Source organism: Lutibacter holmesii, from assembly GCF_042679665.1.
GTDB classification, from domain to species: Bacteria; Bacteroidota; Bacteroidia; order Flavobacteriales; family Flavobacteriaceae; genus Lutibacter; species Lutibacter holmesii.
The window spans coordinates 327,531-349,076 of sequence record NZ_JBHTMV010000004.1; the positions used below are offsets into that span (position 1 = coordinate 327,531).

Here is a 21,546-nt window from a genome sequence, read left to right on the forward strand (position 1 = left end):
AACCTAAAATACTTATGAAAAAATTACTTTTAGCAAGTTTATTACTTGTATTGATAACTAGCTGCTCTCAAAAAAAGGAAAAACAGCAAATAAAAGCTCCAGAATATACAGCGTTGCAAAAAACTGCTTCGTCTTTATTTGGTAAATTACCAGAAGTTGCTGAAAATCCAGAAAACCCAATTACAAAAGCAAAAGTTGAACTTGGGAAAAAATTGTATTTTGACAATAGACTTTCAAAAGACAACACACAAAGTTGTAATACTTGTCATAATATTGAAACCTATGGCGTTGATAATTTAAGTACTTCTCCTGGAAACGATGGTGGATTTGGAACAAGAAATTCACCTACGGTATTTAATGCTGCTTTACATATGTCTCAATTTTGGGATGGTAGAGAACCTGATGTAGAAGCACAAGCTGGTGGGCCAATTTTAAATCCGGTTGAAATGGCTATGCCAAGCGAAAAAATTGTTGAAGAACGTTTATCTAAAATTGAAGAATACAACACTTTATTTACGCAAGTATTTCCAAATGATGACAGCCCAATTAGTTACAAAAATATTCAAAATGCAATTGGAGCCTATGAACGTACATTAATTACACCTTCAAGGTTTGATGATTTTATTGCTGGCGACGCTAATGCACTAACTGAAATAGAACAAGAAGGTTTACAATTATTTATTTCTACAGGATGCGTTGCTTGCCACTCAGGAAATGTTTTAGGAGGTAATATTTATCAAAAATTTGGTTTGTATGATGATTATTGGAAACATACCAAAAGCAAAACAATTGATGAAGGAAAGTTTGAAGTTACAAAAAATGAAAGCGATAAATACGTGTTTAAATCACCTTCTTTAAGAAATATTGAAAAAACATATCCATATTTTCATGATGGTAGTGTTAATGATTTAAAAGAAGCTGTTACCATAATGGCTAAAGTGCAATTAAATAAAGAGCTTACAGATGAAAATGTAAATGCTTTGGTTGCTTTTTTAAACTCATTAACTGGTGAATTACCAAAAAATATTTAAAGCTTTTATGCACTAAAATAAGTATACTTTTTACTGTTTCTATATGCCCAATTTTTATTGGGCATATTTTTTTGGCACGCTGTTTGTATTACTATTAGCACAAGCTAGCTACCTTTTTAGTACAAACCTTTAAAACCTTTCATTATGAAAAAAACACTACTTACATTCGTTACTTTAGTATTTGTTAGCTTTGGAATTATAAATGCCACTAACAATACTTCAACAACTAATATATACAAACAAGCACAAGGTGCATCCTTTACTTTTGTTGAAAACGGCATAACTTTTTCTGTATTTCAAAACGGAGAATTTGATTTTTACTTAAATCAAAGAAATAACTTTAGTGCCAGCTATTATAACAACGGTTTAAATATTACGTTTAACAGCGGCTATAATTATGATGCCTATGTACAATACGACCGTTTTGGAGCAGTAATTCAAATTCAAAACACTCCTATTTATTATGATTATTACGGACGTATTTCTAGAGTTGGAAATATAAACATTAATTATTTTAACGGTAGATTAGCTCGTTTAGGAGGTATGAATATTTATTACAATACTTATGGAAATTTTGCATACCAAAGAGGTTACATAAATAGATTTAACAGAACTTATGTGTACCATCCTTTCCACAATTATTTTACAAAACCTTATTACGATTATAGAGTTGTAAGTTATAAACCTTACAGAAACCGTTATAAAGCGCAAAGATATGCGTACCATAAAGATCACTCTAAAAACAAATTTTACGGAAAGAACAACAATTATAATAAACGTGATTCTCACAATAAATATGATAAAAACCGTACAAACAGACAGCGTGTTGCAACAAATTCAATTCCTAAAAGAAGAGAAAATGCTGTAACAAATAACAGAAATAAGGGAAAAGCTACAGACTTATTTAAAAATAATGGCGGAAATTATAATAGAGTTGCAAATAACGCTAACAGACAAACAACAAGTATAAAAAACCGAAATAACAATACTAGAAATACTTCTGAAAGAAAAACTAGTTCTCAAAATAGAACACAAGCAACAAGAAATAATTCAAATAGAAGTAGTGCAACGCAACGAAATTCAGAAATTAGAAAAAAACAAGTAGTTTCAAAAAATACAAATTCAAGAGCTACAAGATCTTCATTTGCTAGTCAAGAAAAAAGAAATACTTCAACAAGAAAAACACCAACAACACGAAGTACATCTAAAACAAACAAAAAGCAGATTGAAAAAAATGAGGAAAAAAGAACTAAAACTTCAAGAAGATCATAATAACTTAAAATTAGAAAATCCGCTACTAAAAGTAATTTCACTTTTAATAGCGGATTTTTTTATTGACAAAACGAACATTTAATCTTCAATATTTTCTTCTGAAATATCTTTTTCTTCAACCTGTTTAGCTTTATTTTTTGAAGCTTTTCTACTTCCGGCATACATATCATACCTAACAAATCTACAATCTAAATCTGCATTTTTAATAGGAATTCTTTTAGAGGTTTTTAAGCCAACATGTTTTAAAGCTTCTAAATCTGATGTTATAAACCAAACTGTAGAATCTGGATATCCTTGCTTTAAAGTATCACCAATACTTTTATAAAATTCTTTAACATCAATATTCAATCGTTCCCCATAAGGTGGATTGAACAAAATTGTAGTTGCACCAAAAACTTCTTTCATTGAATTAAAGAAATTTACGTGATGAACACCTATAAAGTCTGATAAATTTGCGCTTTTAATATTGTCATTTGCCTTTCTTATAGCTGAAGGCGCTTTGTCAAATCCCATAATTTTGAAATGACAATTACGTATTCTTTTTAGTAATACATCTTGAATTTTAAAAAATAAATCTTCATCAAAATCTTTCCAATGTTCAAAACCAAATTCTTTTCTATTGATATTTGCAGGAATATTGTTAGCAATCATTGCTGCTTCAATTAAAATTGTTCCAGAACCACACATTGGATCAATAAAATTACAATCACCTGTATAACCAGAAAGTAAAACAAGCCCTGCAGCTAACACCTCATTAATTGGAGCAATATTTGTAGCCGTTCTATACCCTCTTTTGTGTAAAGATTGTCCTGAACTATCTAAAGAAACGGTACATAAATCATTTAAAATATGCACATGAATTTTAACATCAGGGTGTAAAACATCAACATTTGGTCTTTTATGATATTTATGACGAAAATAATCTGCAATAGCATCTTTAGATTTTAATGCAATATAATGTGAATTGGTTGTAAAACGCTTTGAATTTACAACCGCAGCAATTGCAAACGTTCCATCAACTGTCATTTCACGCTCCCAGTCCATTTGCATTAACTTTTTATATAAATCATCTTCATCAAAAACTTTAAAACGTTTTATAGGTTTTAAAATTCTGATAGCTGTACGCAACGCAATATTTGCCTTGTACATAAATCCTTTATCACCCAAAAAAGAAACGTTTCGAACACCAATTTCTACATTTTGTGCTCCTAAATTTCTAAGTTCAGTTGCCAAAACCTCTTCAAGTCCAAACATTGTGGTGGCAACCATTTTAAAATTATGATTCATATTCATTTATTTTTTGCAAAAGTACTTAATTTAAAAACGTTTAAACTGCTTCTTATTTTAAAAATTAAATAAACACAAGATTTTATGGACAATAAGTTAGTGCAATTCACTATTTTTGTATCTATTTTTTTAACAATGGCACAAAACAAAGAATGGTTTGTATCTTGGTTTAACACCAAATACTACCATATTTTATATAAACATAGAGATGATACAGAAGCACAAGAATTCATGCAGAATTTAGTGAAGCTTCTAAAATTTAAAAAAGATGATTTATTACTGGATTTAGGCTGTGGTAAAGGTCGACACTCAATATTCTTAAATTCATTAGGTTATAATATTGTTGGAGCAGATTTATCTAAAAACAGTATTCAATTTGCAAAAAAGTTTGAAAATGAACGTTTGCAATTTGTTGAACATGACATGCGAAATCCTTTCAAAAACAAATACAACGCTGTATTAAATTTATTTACAAGTTTTGGTTTTTTTGAAGATGACAATGAAGATATAGCGATACTTAAAAACATAAAAAACAGTTTACTGCCAAATGGTATTGCTGTAATTGATTTTATGAATGCTGAAAAAGTAATTGCTAATTTAGTTGCTAAAGAAGTGCAAACAATTGACGGAATTACTTTTCACATTTCACGCTATGTAGATAACGGTTTTATTGTAAAAGAAATAAATTTTGAAGCTGATGGTGAACAACACACCTACTTTGAAAAAGTTAAAAGTTTAAATCTTGAAAAAATAAACAGCTATGTTTCAAGTGTTGGCTTTAAAATAAAACATATTTTTGGAAATTATCAATTAGCAGATTTTGACGCATCAAATTCTGACCGTTTAATCTTAGTTTTAGAATGACATATATAGTACTTATTTTATCTGTTTTAATTGGAATTGTTATTGTTTTTGGTTTAAAGCCAAGTACAAAAACAGTACAATTACTGTTAGCTTTTAGTGGTGCATATTTACTATCTATTACTATTTTGCATTTATTACCTGAAGTTTATCATTCTCACTATGAGTCTGTTGGCTTATACATTCTTTTAGGACTATTGCTTCAATTAATTTTAGACTTTTTCTCAAAAGGTGCTGAACATGGACATATGCATATACAAGCTGATAATGCATTTCCTGTTGCTTTATTTGTAAGTTTATGTTTACACTCTTTTATGGAAGGAATTCCATTAGCACATAATCATCATCACGAGCATTTACTTTGGGCTATTGTAATTCATAAAATACCTATTGCTATTATTTTAGGAACGTTCTTTGTAAAATCAAACATTTCTAAAAAAAATGCTATCTTATTTTTAGTGTTGTTTTCACTAATGTCTCCGTTAGGAAGTTTAGCAGGTGAAAACGTACCACTTTTAATTACATACAAAACAGAAATTACAGCCGTAATAATTGGAATATTTTTACATATTTCAACAATTATTCTTTTTGAAACTTCTAAAGATCATAAATTTAATTTATTTAAATTTTTAGCTATTTTAACAGGAATGTTGGTGGCTTATTTAGCTTAAATAAAAAACTCCAAAGAAAATCTCTTTGGAGTTTTTTTTATTTATTTGTAATCGTTTTTAATTAGCTACTTCGCTTATAAATTTAATTCGCATTAAGCGTAATTCTTCATCTTCATAGTCGCCATCAAATTCATCCATTGCATCCTGAATTTTATCACTGTCAGATTCCATAAAATATTCAAAAATTTCTTCTTGTTGATCTTCATCTAACATTTCATCAATACAATAACTAATATTAATTTTTGTTCCGCTATAAACAATACGTTGCATCTCTTCTATTAGCTCACTAAACTCTAATCCTTTAGCCTTCGCTATATCTTCTAAAGGCAGTTTTCTATCTGTATTTTGAATGATATATAATTTTAATCCTGAATTTACTCCTGTACTTTTTACCACAAAATCTTCAGGTCTCATGATATCATTTTCCTCAACATATTTAGAAATTAGTTCTAAAAATGGTTTCCCAAATTTTCTTGCTTTTCCTTCTCCAACACCATAAATGTTTTTTAGTTCATCTAACGTAATTGGATATTTCAATGCCATATCATCTAAAGATGTTTCTTGAAAAACAGCATACGGAGGCACATTATTTTTTTTGGCTACAGATTTTTGTAAATCTTTCAATAATTTTACCAACACAGCATCTGCTGCTGCACTATTTGATTTTTTATTGGTAGAAACAATACTAGGATCATCGGTTTCATTGTATATATGATCTTCGGTCATCATAAATGAACTAGGATTTTCAATAAAATCCAATCCTTTTTCAGTAATTTTTACAACACCATATTGCTCAATTTCTTTTCTAATATAACGTGCTACTAAAGCCTGTCTAATTAAAGCCATCCAATAAGCACCTTCCTTATCTTTTCCACAACCAAAAAATGGTCGTTCATCTGTTTTATGAGATTTTAGTAAGGCGTTTACTTTTCCAATAATGGTATTTACAACTTCTTTTGATTTATATTTTTCTTTAGTGTCACGAACAACTTCTAACAAACGTTTTAAATCATCTTGTGCTTCATGTTTCTTTTTTGGATTCACAACATTATCATCCATATCAGCACCCAAACCATTCACTTCATCAAACTCTTCACCAAAATAATGCAATAAATATTTTCTTCTAGACATAGAAGTTTCAGCATAACCAACTACTTCTTGTAACAAAGCATTTCCTATTTCTTGCTCTGCAATTGGTTTTCCTGATAAAAATTTCTCTAATTTTTCAATATCTTTATAAGCATAGTATGCTAAACAATATCCTTCTCCTCCATCTCTTCCTGCTCTACCTGTTTCTTGATAATAGCTTTCTAAACTTTTTGGAATATCGTGATGAATTACAAAGCGAACATCAGGCTTGTCAATTCCCATACCAAATGCAATTGTTGCCACTACCACATCAATGTCTTCCATTAAAAACATATCTTGATGTTTAGAGCGCGTTTTAGCATCTAAACCAGCGTGATAAGGCACTGCTTTAATTCCGTTTACTTGTAATAATTGGGCTATTTCTTCTACCTTTTTACGACTTAAACAATAAATAATACCAGATCTGTCTGCATGTCCTCTAATAAAACGAATAATATCTCCATCAATATTCTTTGTTTTAGGACGAACATCATAAAATAAATTAGGTCTGTTAAAAGATGCTTTAAACGTATTGGCATTCACCATTCCTAACGTTTTTAAAATATCTTCCTGAACTTTTTCAGTTGCAGTTGCAGTTAAACCTATAATTGGAACATCACCAATTTTTTGAATAATAGTTCTTAAATTTCTATATTCAGGTCTAAAATCATGTCCCCATTCTGAAATACAATGCGCTTCATCAATAGCTACAAAAGTGATATTTTGAGACTGTAAAAATTCAATGTATTCTTCTTTAATTAATGATTCTGGAGCTACATACAGTAATTTTGTAATTCCTGCTTCAATATCCCCTTTCACTTGTGCTACATCTGCCTTATTTAATGATGAATTTAACACATGAGCAATACCTTTATGTGATGAAATACCACGAATAGCATCAACCTGATTTTTCATTAAAGCAATTAAAGGTGAAACTACAATTGCAGTTCCTTCTTTCATTAAAGCTGGTAATTGGTAACATAGAGATTTACCTCCACCTGTAGGCATAATTACAAAAGTATCCTCATTATCCAATATACTTCTTATAACTTTCTCTTGCAAACCTTTGAATTTTGAAAATCCAAAATATTGTTTCAAAGCTTTGTGCAGATCATCATTTTTTTCACTCATACTTTATAATACATTTAATATCAAAAAATAACTACTCATTAATTCTTAAACAAGGCAATTTATACAATTCTAAAATAATAGTTTCACTTTTTAGCTTAGTTTAACAAATATCTAATTAAATAAATTTATTTTTGTTGCAACTAAAGATAAAACATTTTTTTAATTCAAAAAACATAAACTTTTGAAAAAAAATAAAAATACAATTATAGAAACTGCTAAGCAAACAATCATTGATGAAAGTAACGCAATTGCTAATTTAGTTAAATTTTTAACAAAAGATTTTGAAAACGCGGTACATTTCATCCATAATTCAAATGGTAGATTAATAGTTACAGGAATTGGAAAAAGTGCCAAAATTGGTGAAAAAATTGTGGCTACTTTAAATTCAACCGGAACACCAGCAATTTTTATGCACGCGGCTGATGCTATTCACGGAGATTTAGGAAATATTCAAAAAAATGATGTGGTAATGTGTATTTCAAAAAGTGGAAATACGCCTGAAATAAAAGTATTAGTTCCTTTTATTAAAAATTATGGAAACAAAATAATTGCCTTAACCGGTAATATAAAATCTTATTTAGGTACAAATGCTGATTTTGTGCTTAATTGTTATGTTGAAAAAGAAGCTTGTCCAAACAATTTAGCTCCAACTACAAGTACAACTGCACAACTTGTTATTGGTGATGCCTTGGCCGTTTGCTTGTTAGAACTCAATCATTTTTCAAGTAAAGATTTTGCAAAATACCATCCAGGAGGAGCACTTGGAAAAAAGTTATATTTAAGAGTTAAAGATTTAACAGATAATAATGCTAAACCTGAAGTTCAACTTACTACACCAATTAAAGATGTAATTATTGAAATTTCTAAAAAACGTTTGGGAACAACTGCTGTTATTAAAAACAATAAAATTGTTGGTATTATAACTGATGGTGATGTAAGACGTATGCTAAAAGACAACTCTGATATTAGCCAATTAACAGCTGCTGACATTATGAGTAAAAACCCTAAAACAATTCAAGTTGATGCTATGGCTATAAAAGCTTTAGAAACTATGGAAAACAATAATATTACTCAAATTTTAGTTGAAGACAAAACTGCTTATATTGGTGTAGTTCATTTACATGATTTATTAAAAGAAGGATTATTTTAAGATGGCAAAAGAACAAAACGAAATGTCTTTTTTAGACCATGTAGAAGAATTACGCTGGCATTTAGTGAGATCTGCCGGTATTGTTTTTCTATTTTCAATCATCGCATTTTTATTAAAAAGTTTTATATTTAATGTAATACTTTTTGCACCTAAAAGTGCTGATTTTGTTACCTATAGATTCTTTTGTAAAGTATCTCAACTTTTTGGAACAGACGGTTTATGTATTGAAGATATGCCTTTTACGTTTCAAAGTTTAGCTATGGCTGAACAATTTAGCGTGCATATATGGACATCTATTACAGCTGGTTTTATTTTAGCATTTCCATTTATTGTTTGGGAATTTTGGAAATTTATTAGTCCTGGATTGTTTGAAAAAGAACGTAAAGGAGCCAAAACATTTATTGTAATTTCTTCGTTTTTATTTTTTCTAGGTGTATTGTTTGGTTATTATGTAGTTACACCATTATCTGTAAACTTTTTAGGAAATTACTCTATAAGCGATTTAGTAGAACGAAACATTAAAATTGGTTCTTATATTGCATTGGTTCGCTCATCTGTATTAGCATCAGGATTAATTTTTGAATTGCCAATAATCATGTTTTTTCTAACAAAAATGGGATTAATTACACCTGATTTTTTAAAAAAATACAGAAAACATGCATTGGTTTTAGTATTAATTTTAGCGGCAATTATAACACCGCCAGATATTATTAGCCAAATAATTGTAGCCATACCAATTTTAATTTTATATGAAGTAAGTATATTTATTTCAAAAGTTGTCATAAAACGTGAACTTAAAGCAGCCAAAAAAAATGCCTAATCAAATAGAAGAATTCAATGCTTATCGTAAAAAAATGAACGATAAAATTTTATCTGAAGATAATAAAGTTGTAAAACGTATTTTTAATTTAGATACCAATGCCTTTAAAAAAGGGCATTTAGATGTTAAAACAAAAGAGTTATTAGGTCTAGTTTCTTCAGCAGTTTTACGCTGTGACGATTGCATAAGATACCATTTAGAAACTTGTTATAATGAAGGTATTTCAAAAGAAGAAATTATGGAAACACTTTCTATTGCAACGTTGGTAGGTGGTACAATTGTAATACCACATTTACGTAGAGCTTATGAGTTTTGGGAGGCTTTAGAAAATCAAACCATTTAAATAATTTAACACTTCAACAGTTATGATATTAAGAGCTGAAAACATAAAAAAGAAATATGGTAGCCGTTACGTGGTAAAAGGTATTTCTTTAGAAGTTAAACAAGGTGAAATAGTTGGTTTATTAGGACCAAATGGAGCAGGAAAAACAACTTCGTTTTATATGATTGTAGGAATGGTAAAGCCTAACGAAGGAAATATTTTTTTAGACAATACAGTTATTACCAATTTTCCAATGTATAAAAGAGCACAAGAAGGTGTTGGGTATTTAGCCCAAGAAGCTTCAGTGTTTAGAAAACTATCTGTTGAAGATAATATCATGTCGGTTTTACAATTTACAGGACTTTCAAAAGCTGATCAAAAATTAAAATTAGAGTCATTAATAGATGAATTTAGCTTAGGACACGTGCGTACAAACCGTGGAGATTTACTTTCAGGTGGTGAACGTAGACGAACTGAAATTGCTCGTGCATTGGCATCAGATCCAAAATTTATTTTATTAGACGAGCCTTTTGCCGGTGTAGATCCTATTGCTGTAGAAGATATTCAAAGTATAGTTGCACATTTAAAAGATAAAAATATTGGTATTCTTATAACAGATCACAATGTTCAAGAAACCTTAGCTATTACAGACAAAACATATTTAATGTTTGAAGGTAGTATTTTAAAAGAAGGAACACCACAAGAACTTGCTGAAGATGAAACTGTTAGACGTGTTTATTTAGGACAAGATTTTGAATTAAAAACTCGAAAATTTTAAAACACTTTTAATCTATAATGGAATACCAAGCGTTATTTCTTAAAATTAATAATAGTCTCAAAGGATTCCAAGATTCGGGACAAGTTGCAAATTATATTCCAGAATTAGCAAAAGTTGATGCTAATAAATTTGGAGTTCATTTAACTACAATAGATCATAAACAAGCTGGATTTGGTGATGACAATGAAAAGTTTTCAATACAAAGTATTGCAAAAGTATTGGCGTTAACATTGGCCTATACTTTTGAAGATGAAATTCTTTTTAAACGGGTGGGCGTTGAACCTTCAGGAACACCTTTTAACTCACTTTACCTGTTAGAAACAGACCAAGGAATTCCTAGAAATCCACTAATAAATGCCGGAGCTATTGTTGTTTGTGATGTATTAATGAGTCATTTAAAAAATCCTAAAGCCGATTTTTTAAAATTTGTTCAAACCGTTTCAGGGAATTCAGCTATTTCATATTGCGAACGAATTGTAACTTCTGAAAAATCTTGTGGTTACAGAAATATGGCTTTGGTTAATTTAATGAAAACATTTGGAAATATTAAAAATAAAATTGACGATGTTATGGATTTTTATTTCAATTTGTGTTCTATTCAAATGACTTGTAATGAGCTTTCTAAAACTTTTCTATTCTTAGCCAATGATGGTTTTTGTCCGGTTTCTAACAAGGTTATATTAAGTCCTAGCAAATCTAAAAGAATCAATTCTGTAATGCAATCTTGCGGATTTTACGATGAAGCTGGTGAATTTTCATTTAAAGTTGGCTTACCTGGTAAAAGTGGTGTTGGCGGTGGTATAGTTGCTGTACACCCAGGAAAATATAGCATTGCTGTTTGGAGTCCTAAACTAAATAAAAAAGGAAATTCAAACAAAGGAATTGCTTTTTTAGAACGTTTTACAACTGAGACAGATACTTCTATATTTTAATAAAGTTTGGTAAAAAAATTATTTACCCTTTGTAAATAAAGATATAAGTACATACAACACAATAACTAAAGGAATTGCAATATATTGCAACAATATAACCATTACCAAAGTACACAACATAAAAATATACTTCACTTTATTATTTTTAAAGCTGTAATCTTTAAATTTTAATGAAAAAAGAGGAATTTCGGCATTCATAAAATAACACAACAACGAGGTTAACAGTACTAAAAACCACGTGTTGTTTATTAATTGTAAAGCCAACTCATTACTTGTAAATTGCTGAATTAAAGGTAACGAAAGTACCACCAACGCAGCTGCTGGTGTAGGTAAACCTATAAAAGAACTTGTTTGTCTTTCATCAATATTAAATTTTGCCAATCTATACGCCGACGCTAACGTTATTAACAAGCCAATACCAGCTACCAAATAAATAATACTTAAATACTCTTTTAAAGGTAAATTATTCAATTCTTGCCCTTTTATAGTCCATTCATTATTACTTACCGAAGCTAAAATTAATTGAAACATTACAACTCCTGGCACTACTCCACTTGTAACAACATCAGCTAAAGAATCTAATTGCTTTCCTAATTCTCCTTGAACATTCAATAAACGCGCCGCAAAACCATCAAAAAAGTCAAAAAATATACCAAAAAAAACAAACATTGCTGCCACAACTAACTGCTCTTTAACAGCAAAAAATACAGCAATAGTTCCTGAAAGTAAATTTAATAATGTTAATAAATTAGGTATTTGTTTTTTTATGGTCATCATTAATAATTTCAGTAAATTTAATAAACTATTTATAAGGAAGAATTAATTATATTTAAATTTTAAATTTAATTCACCCAATGCCTGTAATTACTTCTAGTTATAATCCTCCTTTTTTGTTTAAAAACAGTCATTTAAATACTATTTACAAAACATTGTTTTTTAATAACAAAGTAAATTATGTTAGAAAAAGAATACCAACACCCGATCAGGATTTTTTAGACATTGATTTTTCATTAGTTCCTTCAAACACACTTGTAATTGCTTTGCACGGTTTAGAAGGTAGTTCTAATTCAAAATACATTGTATCACTTGTAAACCATTTAAACCAGCATAATATTGCTTGTGCAGCCATTAATTTTAGAGGTTGCAGTGGTGAAGACAATAACCATTTACACTCCTATCACAGCGGTAAAACAGATGATGTTTCAACCATTTTAAACTACATTTTAAATACTTATACATTCAAAAATATTATTTTAGTTGGTTATAGTATGGGCGGAAACATTGCCTTAAAATACTTAGGCGAAAACTCATTTATTCCGTTTGAAGTTAAAGGCGGAATTGCCATTTCTGTTCCGTGTGATTTAGAAGGCTCTTCAAATGCATTGGCAAAAACGGAAAACACCATTTATATGAAACGTTTTCTTAGAACTTTAAAGAAAAAATCAATAGAAAAATTAGAGAAATTCCCAAATAGCAACCTAGACTTATCAGCTATAACCACTGCACAAAACTTTGCTGAATTTGATGGTGCAGTAACAGCTCCTTTATTTGGTTTTAAAAATGCCCAAGATTATTGGACACAAAGTAGTTCAAAAGCATTTTTACCTGCAATAAAACTACCAACATTTATTATTAATGCTTTAGATGACACCTTTTTATCAAAAAGTTGTTTCCCTTTTGAAATAGCTAAAAATCATAAACAAATTACTCTTGAAACACCAAAATATGGAGGACACGTTGGTTTTAACACTAAAATTGTAGGCAAAGATTTACTTTGGAGTGAAAACAGAATAAGAACTTTTATAGAACATATTATTTCGTAATTATAAACATTTACATCTAAAGTTTTTTTACATTCGCTTTAGGTAATTTCAATCACAAAGTTTTACACTTAAATTTAAATGTTATTTAAATCATATGACTCGTAGTTTTTCTTTATTTTTAATAATTGTAGCTTGTTTTTTTCAATTAAACGCACAACAAAAATTATCTACCAAAGCAAGTATTAGTGTTGTAACTTGTGGTCCAGGAACCGATTTATATACAGCTTTTGGACACAGTGCTTTTCGTGTTTTTGATCCTTCACTTGGCATAGACAAAGTATACAATTACGGAACTTTTGACTTTAATGCACCTAATTTTTATTTAAATTTTGCCAAAGGAAATTTAACCTATTTTTTAGCTACAGGAAATTTTAATAGGTTTTTAAGAATTTACCAATATGAAAATAGATGGGTAAAAACACAGGTATTAAACTTATCAAATGAAGACGTTCAAGCAATGTATTTATTTTTAGAAGAAAATGCAAAACCTGAAAATAGAAATTATCAATACGACTTTTTTTATGACAACTGCTCTACTAAAATTGAAGCTGTAGTAACCGCTGTACTAAAAGATAAAATACAATTTTCAAATAAACATATTACTACACAAAAAACACATAGAGATTTAATTTATGATTATACGAAAGATTTTAAATGGGGGAAATTTGGAATTGATTTAGCTTTAGGTGCTGTAATTGATGATGAAGCTTCAAAAAACGATTATAAATTTTTACCAGATTATATTTTTGAAGCTTTTGAACAAGCAACTATTCAAAAAGAAGGAGTTATAGAACCTTTGGTACAAAATGAATATCTAATTATCAAAGAAAAACCAATAGCTAATAGCACTAAACTTTTAACTCCTTTTAATGTAATATTGTTATTTAGCTTACTCATAGTTTATAAAACTTATAAAAATTTTCAACTTAAAAAGAGAAGCAAATGGCTTGATTTTTTATTGTTTTTAACAACAGGAATAATTGGTATTCTTGTGCTATTACTATGGTTTGCAACTACACATACGGCAACATATCAAAATTTTAATTTTTTATGGGCATTTGCTCCAAATATTGTGATAGCATTTTACCTACTAAAAACAAATACTCCAAAATGGCTACATTATTATTTAATTTTAAACATACTATTGTTAATTACAATGGTAATTTGTTGGCTGTTAAAAATACAAATATTTAACCTTGCATTACTTCCTTTAATTGTTGCGTTAGCGCTAAGATATGTATATTTAATGCAAGTAATTAAACTCAAAAAGTAACTGTTTTTAAATTATTTATATACAAAAAAAGCTAGTTGAAAAAGGTATTCAACTAGCTTTTTTATGAAGTATTCTTTAATTACAATGTCTCTTTCAACCATTTAAAAAATTCTCGCTGCCAAACAATACTATTTTGAGAATTTAGCACCCAATGATTTTCTTCAGGAAAATATAACAATCTACTTTTTATACCTTGAAGTTGTGCTGCTTGAAAAGCTTCTAAACCTTGCCCAATTGGCACACGATAATCTTTTCCTCCTTGAATTATTAAAATTGGTGTATTCCATTTTTCAACAAAATTTGCAGGATTAAATTCTTCAAATGTTTTTTGTGCAGCAGCATTATTTTTATCCCAATAAGCACCTCCTAAATCCCAATTCACAAAAAATAATTCTTCAGTAGTTCCGTACATACTTCTTAAATTAAACATACCGTCATGTGCAATAAAACTCTTAAATCGGTTATTATGGATAGCCGCTAAATAAAACACTGAAAACCCACCATAACTTGCACCAACCGCTCCTAAACGATCTGTATCAACATATGATTCTTTTGAAATATCATCAATAGCAGCTAAATAATCTTCCATATTTTGACCACCATAATCTTTACTAATTTGTTCATTCCACTCCACTCCATGGCCTGGCATTCCTCTCCTATTTGGCGCAATAATTATATAACCATTTGCAGCCATAATTTGAAAATTCCAACGGAACGAATAAAACTGACTTAAAGCACCTTGTGGTCCACCTTGACAATACAATAATGTTGGATATTTTTTGGAAGCATCAAAATTTGGCGGATAAATTACCCAAGAAACCATTTCTTTTCCATCCGTAGTTTTTACCATTCTCTTTTTAACTGAACTCAACTGAATACTATTGTAAGTAGCATCGTTTACATGAGTTAGTTGTTTCATTTCACCAGTTTTGGCATTTACGGTATATAATTCAACAGCGTGATTCATATCTCTACGATTCACAACAAGTGTATTGTTTATTTGCCCTACAATTCCGCTAACATCAAACTGACCGTTGGTAATTTGTTTTGGTTGTTTGCTTTTTGATGTTACATCAATTTCAAACAACTGAACAGTACCTCCTATTGGCGCAATAAAATAAATTTTTTCACCTTTATCTTGCCAAACAAAACTATTAACTGTTCCATCCCAAGCATCAGTTAAATTTGTATGCTCACCATTAATATTTACAATAATATCATTTTTATCGGCTTCATAACCATCTCTCTTCATTTGTAACCAAGCCAACTGTCCCTTTGAAGAAAAAGAAGGTTGCGTATCATAGCCTTCATTTGCCTCTGTTAAATTTAAAGTAGTTTTATTGGCAATATTATACTCATAAATATCAGTATTTGTACTAACTGCATACGCAGTACCTTTTAATTTTTTAGAAACATATAAAATACTTTTACTATCTGGACTCCAAATATAATCTTCAGAACCACCAAACGGTTTTTGAGGACAATCAAACGCTTGATTTGCCATTATATCAATTAGTGCATCATCAGCATCTTTAATTCCGCCATAAAAAACGTGATTAAAAGTTCCATCAGACCACGTATCCCAATGACGATAATTTAATTCATTATAAATTTTCACATCTGATTCCTTCATATCAGAATGCACATCAACACCTAATACTTTTTCAAGTTTTACAGCTTTTGATGTTAATTTATAGGATCCATTTGAAGAAATACTAGGGTCATTTATCAAATTACTATAATCTTCAATAACGGTTGCATCACCACCATTTATAGGGATTTTATAAGTTGTTGAAGTTTTACTATTTGTTTCTACACTATATTTAGAAACGCTAAAAATCACATGATTTCCATCTTTTGTAATTCCTTTTCCTGAAACTTTTCCTAATTGAACCAATAGTTCTGGTGTCATCATATCTTGAGCTGAAATTTGTAGAAATGTAAATACTGTTAAAAATGAGATAACTATTTTACGCATATGTATTGTTTATTATTTACTGAAATACTAAAAAGCAAATTTATTATTTATTTTCAGAATGCAACCTTATTATAAGTATAAAAAAAGTCTTAATTTAATTGAAACTTTTAAGTAAAATAAAGGCACAAAAAAAGCCTTGATTTTTAAATATCAAGGCTTTTTTAAAGAATAAATACATTACCACAGCAACTTCCCTCTTTTCACATGAGAAATAATATCTAACGTAATAACAAACAAGAAAGCTAAAAGTGATACTGCGAAAACAACTTTACTTATGGTACAAAAAGTACATTCATAAAAGTTGCTATTAAAACCCAAAAAACTTCCAACACAACCAACAACAATCATGATTAAATAATCAAAAAATGCTATAATTGGAAGTATAACTAATGACTTAAGTGCAATATCTTTCATAACTACGTATTTTATAATTTGGTTTATTGAAAATTCTTCAATAATTTCTACAGGATAAAATTACAACAGCTATTCAAGCATTAATAATAATTGGCATAGGCATATTTTATTCTCATAAATTTAATTTATTACAAACAATAATGTAATTTTACATTATCCAGAATGAAATTTTTATATATTAAAACATGCCAGATTTTTTAAAAAAAGGAAGCAATTACAATTTTGATTTTTTAGACGCCAAAGAATGCCTAAACTATTTAACTGATAATGAAGTAAATGAGCTTCTCTCCTACAAAACTGATATAGAATTTGAACCTGGTGAAACCATTATAAAAAGAGGTTTGGCTGTAAATAATATTTTATATCTAAATGATGGTTTGGTTAAGTTAGAAATTATAAATGATGGAAAACCTTGTACAGTTGGCTTGGTTGATTCACATTCTTTTATTGGTATTATTTGTTGTTTTGCTTTTGAAAATTTTGATTTTACTGCCACTGCTCTCGAAAAAACAAACGTAAGTTTTATTAAAAAAACTGTTTTTGAAAAATTTATTAAATCAAATGGTGACTTTGCCTTAAATTTAATAAAACATATGTCTGGTATTTCAAATGGCTTATTTCATCGTTTAACAACGCTTTCTCAAAAAAATATTGACGGTGCGTTATCTATAATTCTTTTAGATTTTGCTAGAATATATAATTCTGATAAATTTTCAATTCCAATGGTACGAAAAGATCTTGCTAATATGTTAGGCTACTCTAAAGAAAGCGTTATAAATACCTTATCAAAATTTAATAAAGAAAACATTATCAATGTTTCTGATCGGAAAATTGAAATTTTAGATAAAAATAAATTAGAACAAATAAGCAAATTAGGATAACTAACTTGTTACACCATTTATAGAAAAACGTCTAATTGTGAAACAATTGAACGTTTTTTTTATTTTTACACAACAACTTAAAATAATAAAATGCTAGAATCTTTAAAATATCCTATTGGTCACGTAAAAATTCCTTCTGAAATAACTTCAAAAGAACTAAACACGTGGATTCAAACCATTGAAAACTTTCCTTTGAAATTAGATAACCTTGTTCAAAATTTATCTGACGAACAATTGGATACCACTTACAGAAAAAATGGTTGGACTATTAGGCAAGTAATTCATCATTGTGCTGATAGTCACCAAAACAGTTATATTCGTTTTAAATGGACTCTCACAGAAAATAAACCTGTTATAAAAGCTTATTTTGAAGAAAAATGGGGCGAATTATTTGATAGTAAATCTGCGCCCATACAATTATCCATACAAGTTCTGTATGCACTACACGCAAAATGGGTGTATTTATTAAAAGGCTTAACTAATGAAGATTTAACTAGAAGTTTTATACATCCTGAAAGTAAAGAAACAGTTACATTAGCTCAAAATATTGCAATTTACGCTTGGCATTGCAATCATCATTACGCACATATTTACAATTTAATGCAAAAACAACATTGGATTTCTTAATTAATTATTAAGAATACACCGCGCTGCTCTTATTTTATGGTACTTTAGGTATATTTGTAATTAGTTAAAGTTATTAATTTTAAAAATTGCTTAAGAAAATACATTTATTAAAATGAAAAGATATTGTTACTTATTATTACTTTTTTTTACTTTCTCCATACACGCACAAAAAGTAGAAATTGAACTAAATAACACATCTATAAATTCTGAATATGCAGAGTTTGGTGTTTCATACTTGAATAACAATACTATTTTATTTGCATCTTCAAAAAAAACAGACAACGATAAAACATTTACAACAACTAGAAGACGCCAAAACAAACAATTACACTTAGAACTTTATTTAGGAGATATTTTAGAAAATGGCGATGTAATACAACGTTCAAAATTTTCAAAAAAAGAAAATAATCCAGTATTAGAATCGGATATTTCATTTTCACCAGATAGAAAAACAGTTTACTTCACTTGGAATAATTTTTACAATACACAAACAAGAAAAGATTCTGCCAAATGGAAAACTTTACAAATTGTAAAAGCGAACATAAATGAACAATTAGATATTACAGACATTCAACTTTTACCTTTCAATAGTAAAGAATATTCAGTTAGAAATCCGGAAGTTAGTAAAGACGGCAAACAGCTGTTTTTTGTTTCAAATATGCCTGGAAATTATGGTGGAAATGATATTTATGTAGTTGATATTTTAGGTAACAACACCTACTCAGAACCTAAAAATTTAGGGCCAACAATTAACACAAAAGAATCTGAGTTCTTCCCTTTTGTTGATGCTAATAAAAACCTTTATTTTTCCACTTCGGGTCACAAAGGTATGGGACAGTTAGATATTTATAAAAGTGAATTTATAAATGGAACGTATACAACTCCTGTTCCATTAAAACAGCCTTTCAACAGTAAATATGATGATTTTGGCTATGTTGAAAACCCTGCAGGAACAGCAGGTTATATTACTTCAAACCGAAAAGAAAGTAAAGGTGGTGTGGATATATTTTCTTGGAAAATTAAAGAAAAAGATTGCTTTTCAGAAATGGTTATAACCGCCATAAATGAAACATCACAACTTGCAATTAAAGATATTAAAATCTCAGTTTTTGAAAACGCCAATGAACTAAAAAACACAATATCACCTTACAACACTACTAAAAGTATTGTTCTTAAATGTAATACATCCTACAAAATATTAATTGAAAAAGAAGGATTTCAACATAAAGAAATAATCTTTAAAACTGCAGCAATTGAAGAAACTGTTTCTAAAAATATTGTACTAACACCAATACAATGCACACAAAGCATTACCGGAATTGTATTAAATAATGAAACAAAAGAACCTATTTCAAATGCAAAAGTGAGTTTGTTTTTAAATAATGAATTAATAAGCACAAAATTTACTGAAGGTTCTCAAGAGTTTCAATTCAATGCAAAATGCAATGCCAACTATAAAATTACAGTAGAAAAAGAACAGTTTGAAGTTGCCGAATTGAATTTAGCAACAGACAATACTTTGAATAAAACCAATCCGCTTACAATTGAATTAACACCTATTGAATGCGCACAAAGCATTACTGGAATTGTATTAAATAAAGACACAAAAGAACCTCTTTCAAATGCAAAAGTGAGTTTGTTTTTAAATAATGAGTTAATAAGCACAAAATTTACTGAAAACGCTCAAGAGTTTCAATTCAATGCAAAATGCAATGCCAACTATAAAATTACAGTAGAAAAAGAACAATTTGAAGTTACCGAAGTGAATTTAGCAACAGACAATACTTTGAATAAAACCAATCCGCTTACAATTGAGTTAACAGCTATTGAATGCATACAAAGCATTACTGGAATTGTATTAAATAAAGACACAAAAGAACCACTTTCAAATGCAAAGGTGAGTTTATTTTTAAATAATGAATTAATAAGCACAAAATTTACTGAAAACGCTCAAGAGTTTCAATTCAATGCAAAATGCAATGCCAACTATAAAATTACAGTAGAAAAAGAACAGTTTGAAGTTGCCGAAGTGAATTTAGCAACAGACAATACTTTGAATAAAACCAATCCGCTTACAATTGAGTTAACACCTATTGAATGCATACAAAGCATTACCGGAATTGTATTAAATAAAGACACAAAAGAACCTCTTTCAAATGCAAAAGTGAGTTTATTTTTAAATAATAAATTGATTGAAAGTATAATTACAACCAATGAAAAAGGCTATTCATTCAATATTAATTGTAATACAAATGCTAAAATTACTGTTTCAAAAAGCGGATTTAGTCCCACACAATTTCCTATAGTAACTACTTCAACAAATAAACAGCAAATTATAAAAGACGTTGAATTAACTTCTATAATAGAATTTTCATCTGTAAACAATTTAAAATCTATTAAAACAAATCCTATTTATTTTGATTTAGATAGCGATGAAATTACAACTAAAGCGGCTATTGAACTAAACAAAGTAGTAGGCGTTTTAAAAAGTTACCCAACACTTAAAATTGAAGTGCAATCTCATACGGATAGTAGAGCACCGGATGCTTATAATTTAACTTTATCTGAAAAACGCGCATCATCTTCAGCAGAATACATAATTTCACAAGGAATTGATCCTAACAGAATTATGATGAAAGGATATGGCGAAACCAAATTACTAAATAAATGTGCAAATGGTGTAACTTGCACCAATGCTGAACATGAACTAAATAGAAGAACTGAATTTGTAATTATAAATGAATAAAATATGAAACCTAAAATTACATTTGAAGATTTTTCTAAAATAGATTTAAGAATAGGTACAATTATAGCTGTTGAAGATTTTCCTAAAGCACGAAAACCAGCTTACCAACTAACCATTGATTTTGGTGATTTAGGTGTTAAAAAATCAAGTGCTCAAATTACACAACGCTACACCAAAGATGATTTAATTGGAAAACAAATTACAGCAATTGTAAATTTCAAAAAAAAACAAATAGCAAATTTCTTTAGTGAGTGTTTAGTTCTTGGTATTGAAAATAACAAACAGGAAATTGTATTGTTGCAAAGTTCTAAATTAAATATTAAAAACGGTACACAAGTTAGTTAAACTAAACTCACCAATAATTATAAAACACGCTATTAGAACACTTTGAGTTTAGAATATTTCAAAAAAAATATGAAAT

Annotated in this window: 20 protein-coding genes; 15 read left to right on the forward strand and 5 right to left on the reverse strand. The window is 28.9% G+C overall.

The window, feature by feature from the left end; genetic code table 11:
* The first annotated feature begins 14 nt into the window (after positions 1–14).
* A complete protein-coding gene (locus ACFQ5N_RS09785; RefSeq protein ID WP_386809315.1) occupies positions 15–1,031 on the forward strand; it encodes a cytochrome-c peroxidase in 1,017 nt (338 codons plus the stop codon).
* Between the two features lie 144 nt (positions 1,032–1,175).
* Positions 1,176–2,303 (forward strand): hypothetical protein, encoded by a 1,128-nt coding sequence (locus ACFQ5N_RS09790; protein WP_386809316.1) that lies wholly within the window; start codon positions 1,176–1,178, stop codon positions 2,301–2,303.
* Positions 2,304–2,381: 78 nt separating this feature from the next.
* Here the strand turns inward: ACFQ5N_RS09790 and ACFQ5N_RS09795 are convergent, their stop codons facing one another.
* Positions 2,382–3,590, reverse strand: coding sequence for a THUMP domain-containing class I SAM-dependent RNA methyltransferase (locus tag ACFQ5N_RS09795; protein ID WP_386809317.1), 1,209 nt, complete (start codon positions 3,588–3,590; stop codon positions 2,382–2,384).
* Between the two features lie 84 nt (positions 3,591–3,674).
* Here ACFQ5N_RS09795 and ACFQ5N_RS09800 point away from each other — a divergent pair, with 84 nt between their 5' ends.
* Positions 3,675–4,454, forward strand: coding sequence for an SAM-dependent methyltransferase (locus ACFQ5N_RS09800; protein ID WP_386809318.1), 780 nt, complete (start codon positions 3,675–3,677; stop codon positions 4,452–4,454).
* A complete protein-coding gene (locus tag ACFQ5N_RS09805) occupies positions 4,451–5,122 on the forward strand; it encodes a ZIP family metal transporter (protein ID WP_386809319.1) in 672 nt (223 codons plus the stop codon). Before ACFQ5N_RS09800 ends, ACFQ5N_RS09805 begins: the two co-directional genes overlap by 4 nt.
* Before the next feature lie 57 nt (positions 5,123–5,179).
* On the opposite strand, the gene ACFQ5N_RS09810 is transcribed toward ACFQ5N_RS09805, so the two are convergent.
* Positions 5,180–7,381, reverse strand: coding sequence for a RecQ family ATP-dependent DNA helicase (locus ACFQ5N_RS09810; protein WP_386809320.1), 2,202 nt, complete (start codon positions 7,379–7,381; stop codon positions 5,180–5,182).
* Between the two features lie 181 nt (positions 7,382–7,562).
* Between ACFQ5N_RS09810 and ACFQ5N_RS09815 the strand changes: the two genes are divergently transcribed.
* From ACFQ5N_RS09815 to ACFQ5N_RS09835, 5 genes are read left to right on the forward strand one after another with little or no spacing between them, the layout of a single operon-like run.
* Entirely contained in the window at positions 7,563–8,531 is a 969-nt protein-coding gene (locus ACFQ5N_RS09815) for a KpsF/GutQ family sugar-phosphate isomerase (protein WP_386809321.1), read from the forward strand.
* A gap of 1 nt (position 8,532) precedes the next feature.
* On the forward strand, positions 8,533–9,351 hold the full coding sequence (tatC, locus tag ACFQ5N_RS09820) for a twin-arginine translocase subunit TatC (RefSeq protein WP_386809322.1): 819 nt from the start codon (positions 8,533–8,535) through the stop codon (positions 9,349–9,351).
* Positions 9,344–9,694 carry a carboxymuconolactone decarboxylase family protein gene (locus ACFQ5N_RS09825; protein ID WP_386809323.1) on the forward strand — a complete coding sequence of 117 codons (351 nt, stop codon included), beginning with the start codon at positions 9,344–9,346 and terminating at the stop codon, positions 9,692–9,694. The genes tatC and ACFQ5N_RS09825 overlap by 8 nt, the downstream gene beginning before the upstream one ends.
* Positions 9,695–9,716: 22 nt before the next feature.
* The gene (lptB, locus tag ACFQ5N_RS09830; protein ID WP_386809324.1) at positions 9,717–10,451 is read left to right on the forward strand and encodes an LPS export ABC transporter ATP-binding protein; all 735 of its coding nucleotides are present in this window, start codon (positions 9,717–9,719) and stop codon (positions 10,449–10,451) included.
* A 17-nt stretch (positions 10,452–10,468) separates the two neighbouring features.
* Positions 10,469–11,383 (forward strand): glutaminase, encoded by a 915-nt coding sequence (locus ACFQ5N_RS09835; RefSeq protein WP_386809325.1) that lies wholly within the window; start codon positions 10,469–10,471, stop codon positions 11,381–11,383.
* 18 nt (positions 11,384–11,401) lie between these two features.
* Here the strand turns inward: ACFQ5N_RS09835 and ACFQ5N_RS09840 are convergent, their stop codons facing one another.
* A complete protein-coding gene (locus ACFQ5N_RS09840; RefSeq protein WP_386809326.1) occupies positions 11,402–12,160 on the reverse strand; it encodes a CDP-alcohol phosphatidyltransferase family protein in 759 nt (252 codons plus the stop codon).
* A gap of 77 nt (positions 12,161–12,237) precedes the next feature.
* Here ACFQ5N_RS09840 and ACFQ5N_RS09845 point away from each other — a divergent pair, with 77 nt between their 5' ends.
* Both ACFQ5N_RS09845 and ACFQ5N_RS09850 read left to right on the forward strand, forming a co-directional pair.
* Positions 12,238–13,206, forward strand: coding sequence for a YheT family hydrolase (locus ACFQ5N_RS09845; protein WP_386809327.1), 969 nt, complete (start codon positions 12,238–12,240; stop codon positions 13,204–13,206).
* A gap of 94 nt (positions 13,207–13,300) precedes the next feature.
* Positions 13,301–14,479 (forward strand): lipoprotein N-acyltransferase Lnb domain-containing protein, encoded by a 1,179-nt coding sequence (locus ACFQ5N_RS09850; protein WP_386809328.1) that lies wholly within the window; start codon positions 13,301–13,303, stop codon positions 14,477–14,479.
* Positions 14,480–14,558: 79 nt separating this feature from the next.
* Here the strand turns inward: ACFQ5N_RS09850 and ACFQ5N_RS09855 are convergent, their stop codons facing one another.
* The gene (locus tag ACFQ5N_RS09855) at positions 14,559–16,457 is read right to left on the reverse strand and encodes a S9 family peptidase (protein WP_386809329.1); all 1,899 of its coding nucleotides are present in this window, start codon (positions 16,455–16,457) and stop codon (positions 14,559–14,561) included.
* Between the two features lie 177 nt (positions 16,458–16,634).
* Positions 16,635–16,871 carry a hypothetical protein gene (locus ACFQ5N_RS09860; protein WP_386809330.1) on the reverse strand — a complete coding sequence of 79 codons (237 nt, stop codon included), beginning with the start codon at positions 16,869–16,871 and terminating at the stop codon, positions 16,635–16,637.
* A 185-nt stretch (positions 16,872–17,056) separates the two neighbouring features.
* Between ACFQ5N_RS09860 and ACFQ5N_RS09865 the strand changes: the two genes are divergently transcribed.
* From ACFQ5N_RS09865 to ACFQ5N_RS09880, 4 genes are all read left to right on the forward strand, one after another.
* On the forward strand, positions 17,057–17,752 hold the full coding sequence (locus tag ACFQ5N_RS09865; protein WP_386809331.1) for a Crp/Fnr family transcriptional regulator: 696 nt from the start codon (positions 17,057–17,059) through the stop codon (positions 17,750–17,752).
* Positions 17,753–17,842: 90 nt separating this feature from the next.
* On the forward strand, positions 17,843–18,379 hold the full coding sequence (locus ACFQ5N_RS09870; RefSeq protein WP_386809332.1) for a YfiT family bacillithiol transferase: 537 nt from the start codon (positions 17,843–17,845) through the stop codon (positions 18,377–18,379).
* Between the two features lie 112 nt (positions 18,380–18,491).
* The gene (locus ACFQ5N_RS09875; protein WP_386809333.1) at positions 18,492–21,125 is read left to right on the forward strand and encodes an OmpA family protein; all 2,634 of its coding nucleotides are present in this window, start codon (positions 18,492–18,494) and stop codon (positions 21,123–21,125) included.
* Between the two features lie 3 nt (positions 21,126–21,128).
* Positions 21,129–21,470: a tRNA-binding protein gene (locus ACFQ5N_RS09880; protein ID WP_386809334.1), complete on the forward strand. Its 342-nt coding sequence runs from the start codon at positions 21,129–21,131 to the stop codon at positions 21,468–21,470.
* Positions 21,471–21,546: the final 76 nt, after the last annotated feature.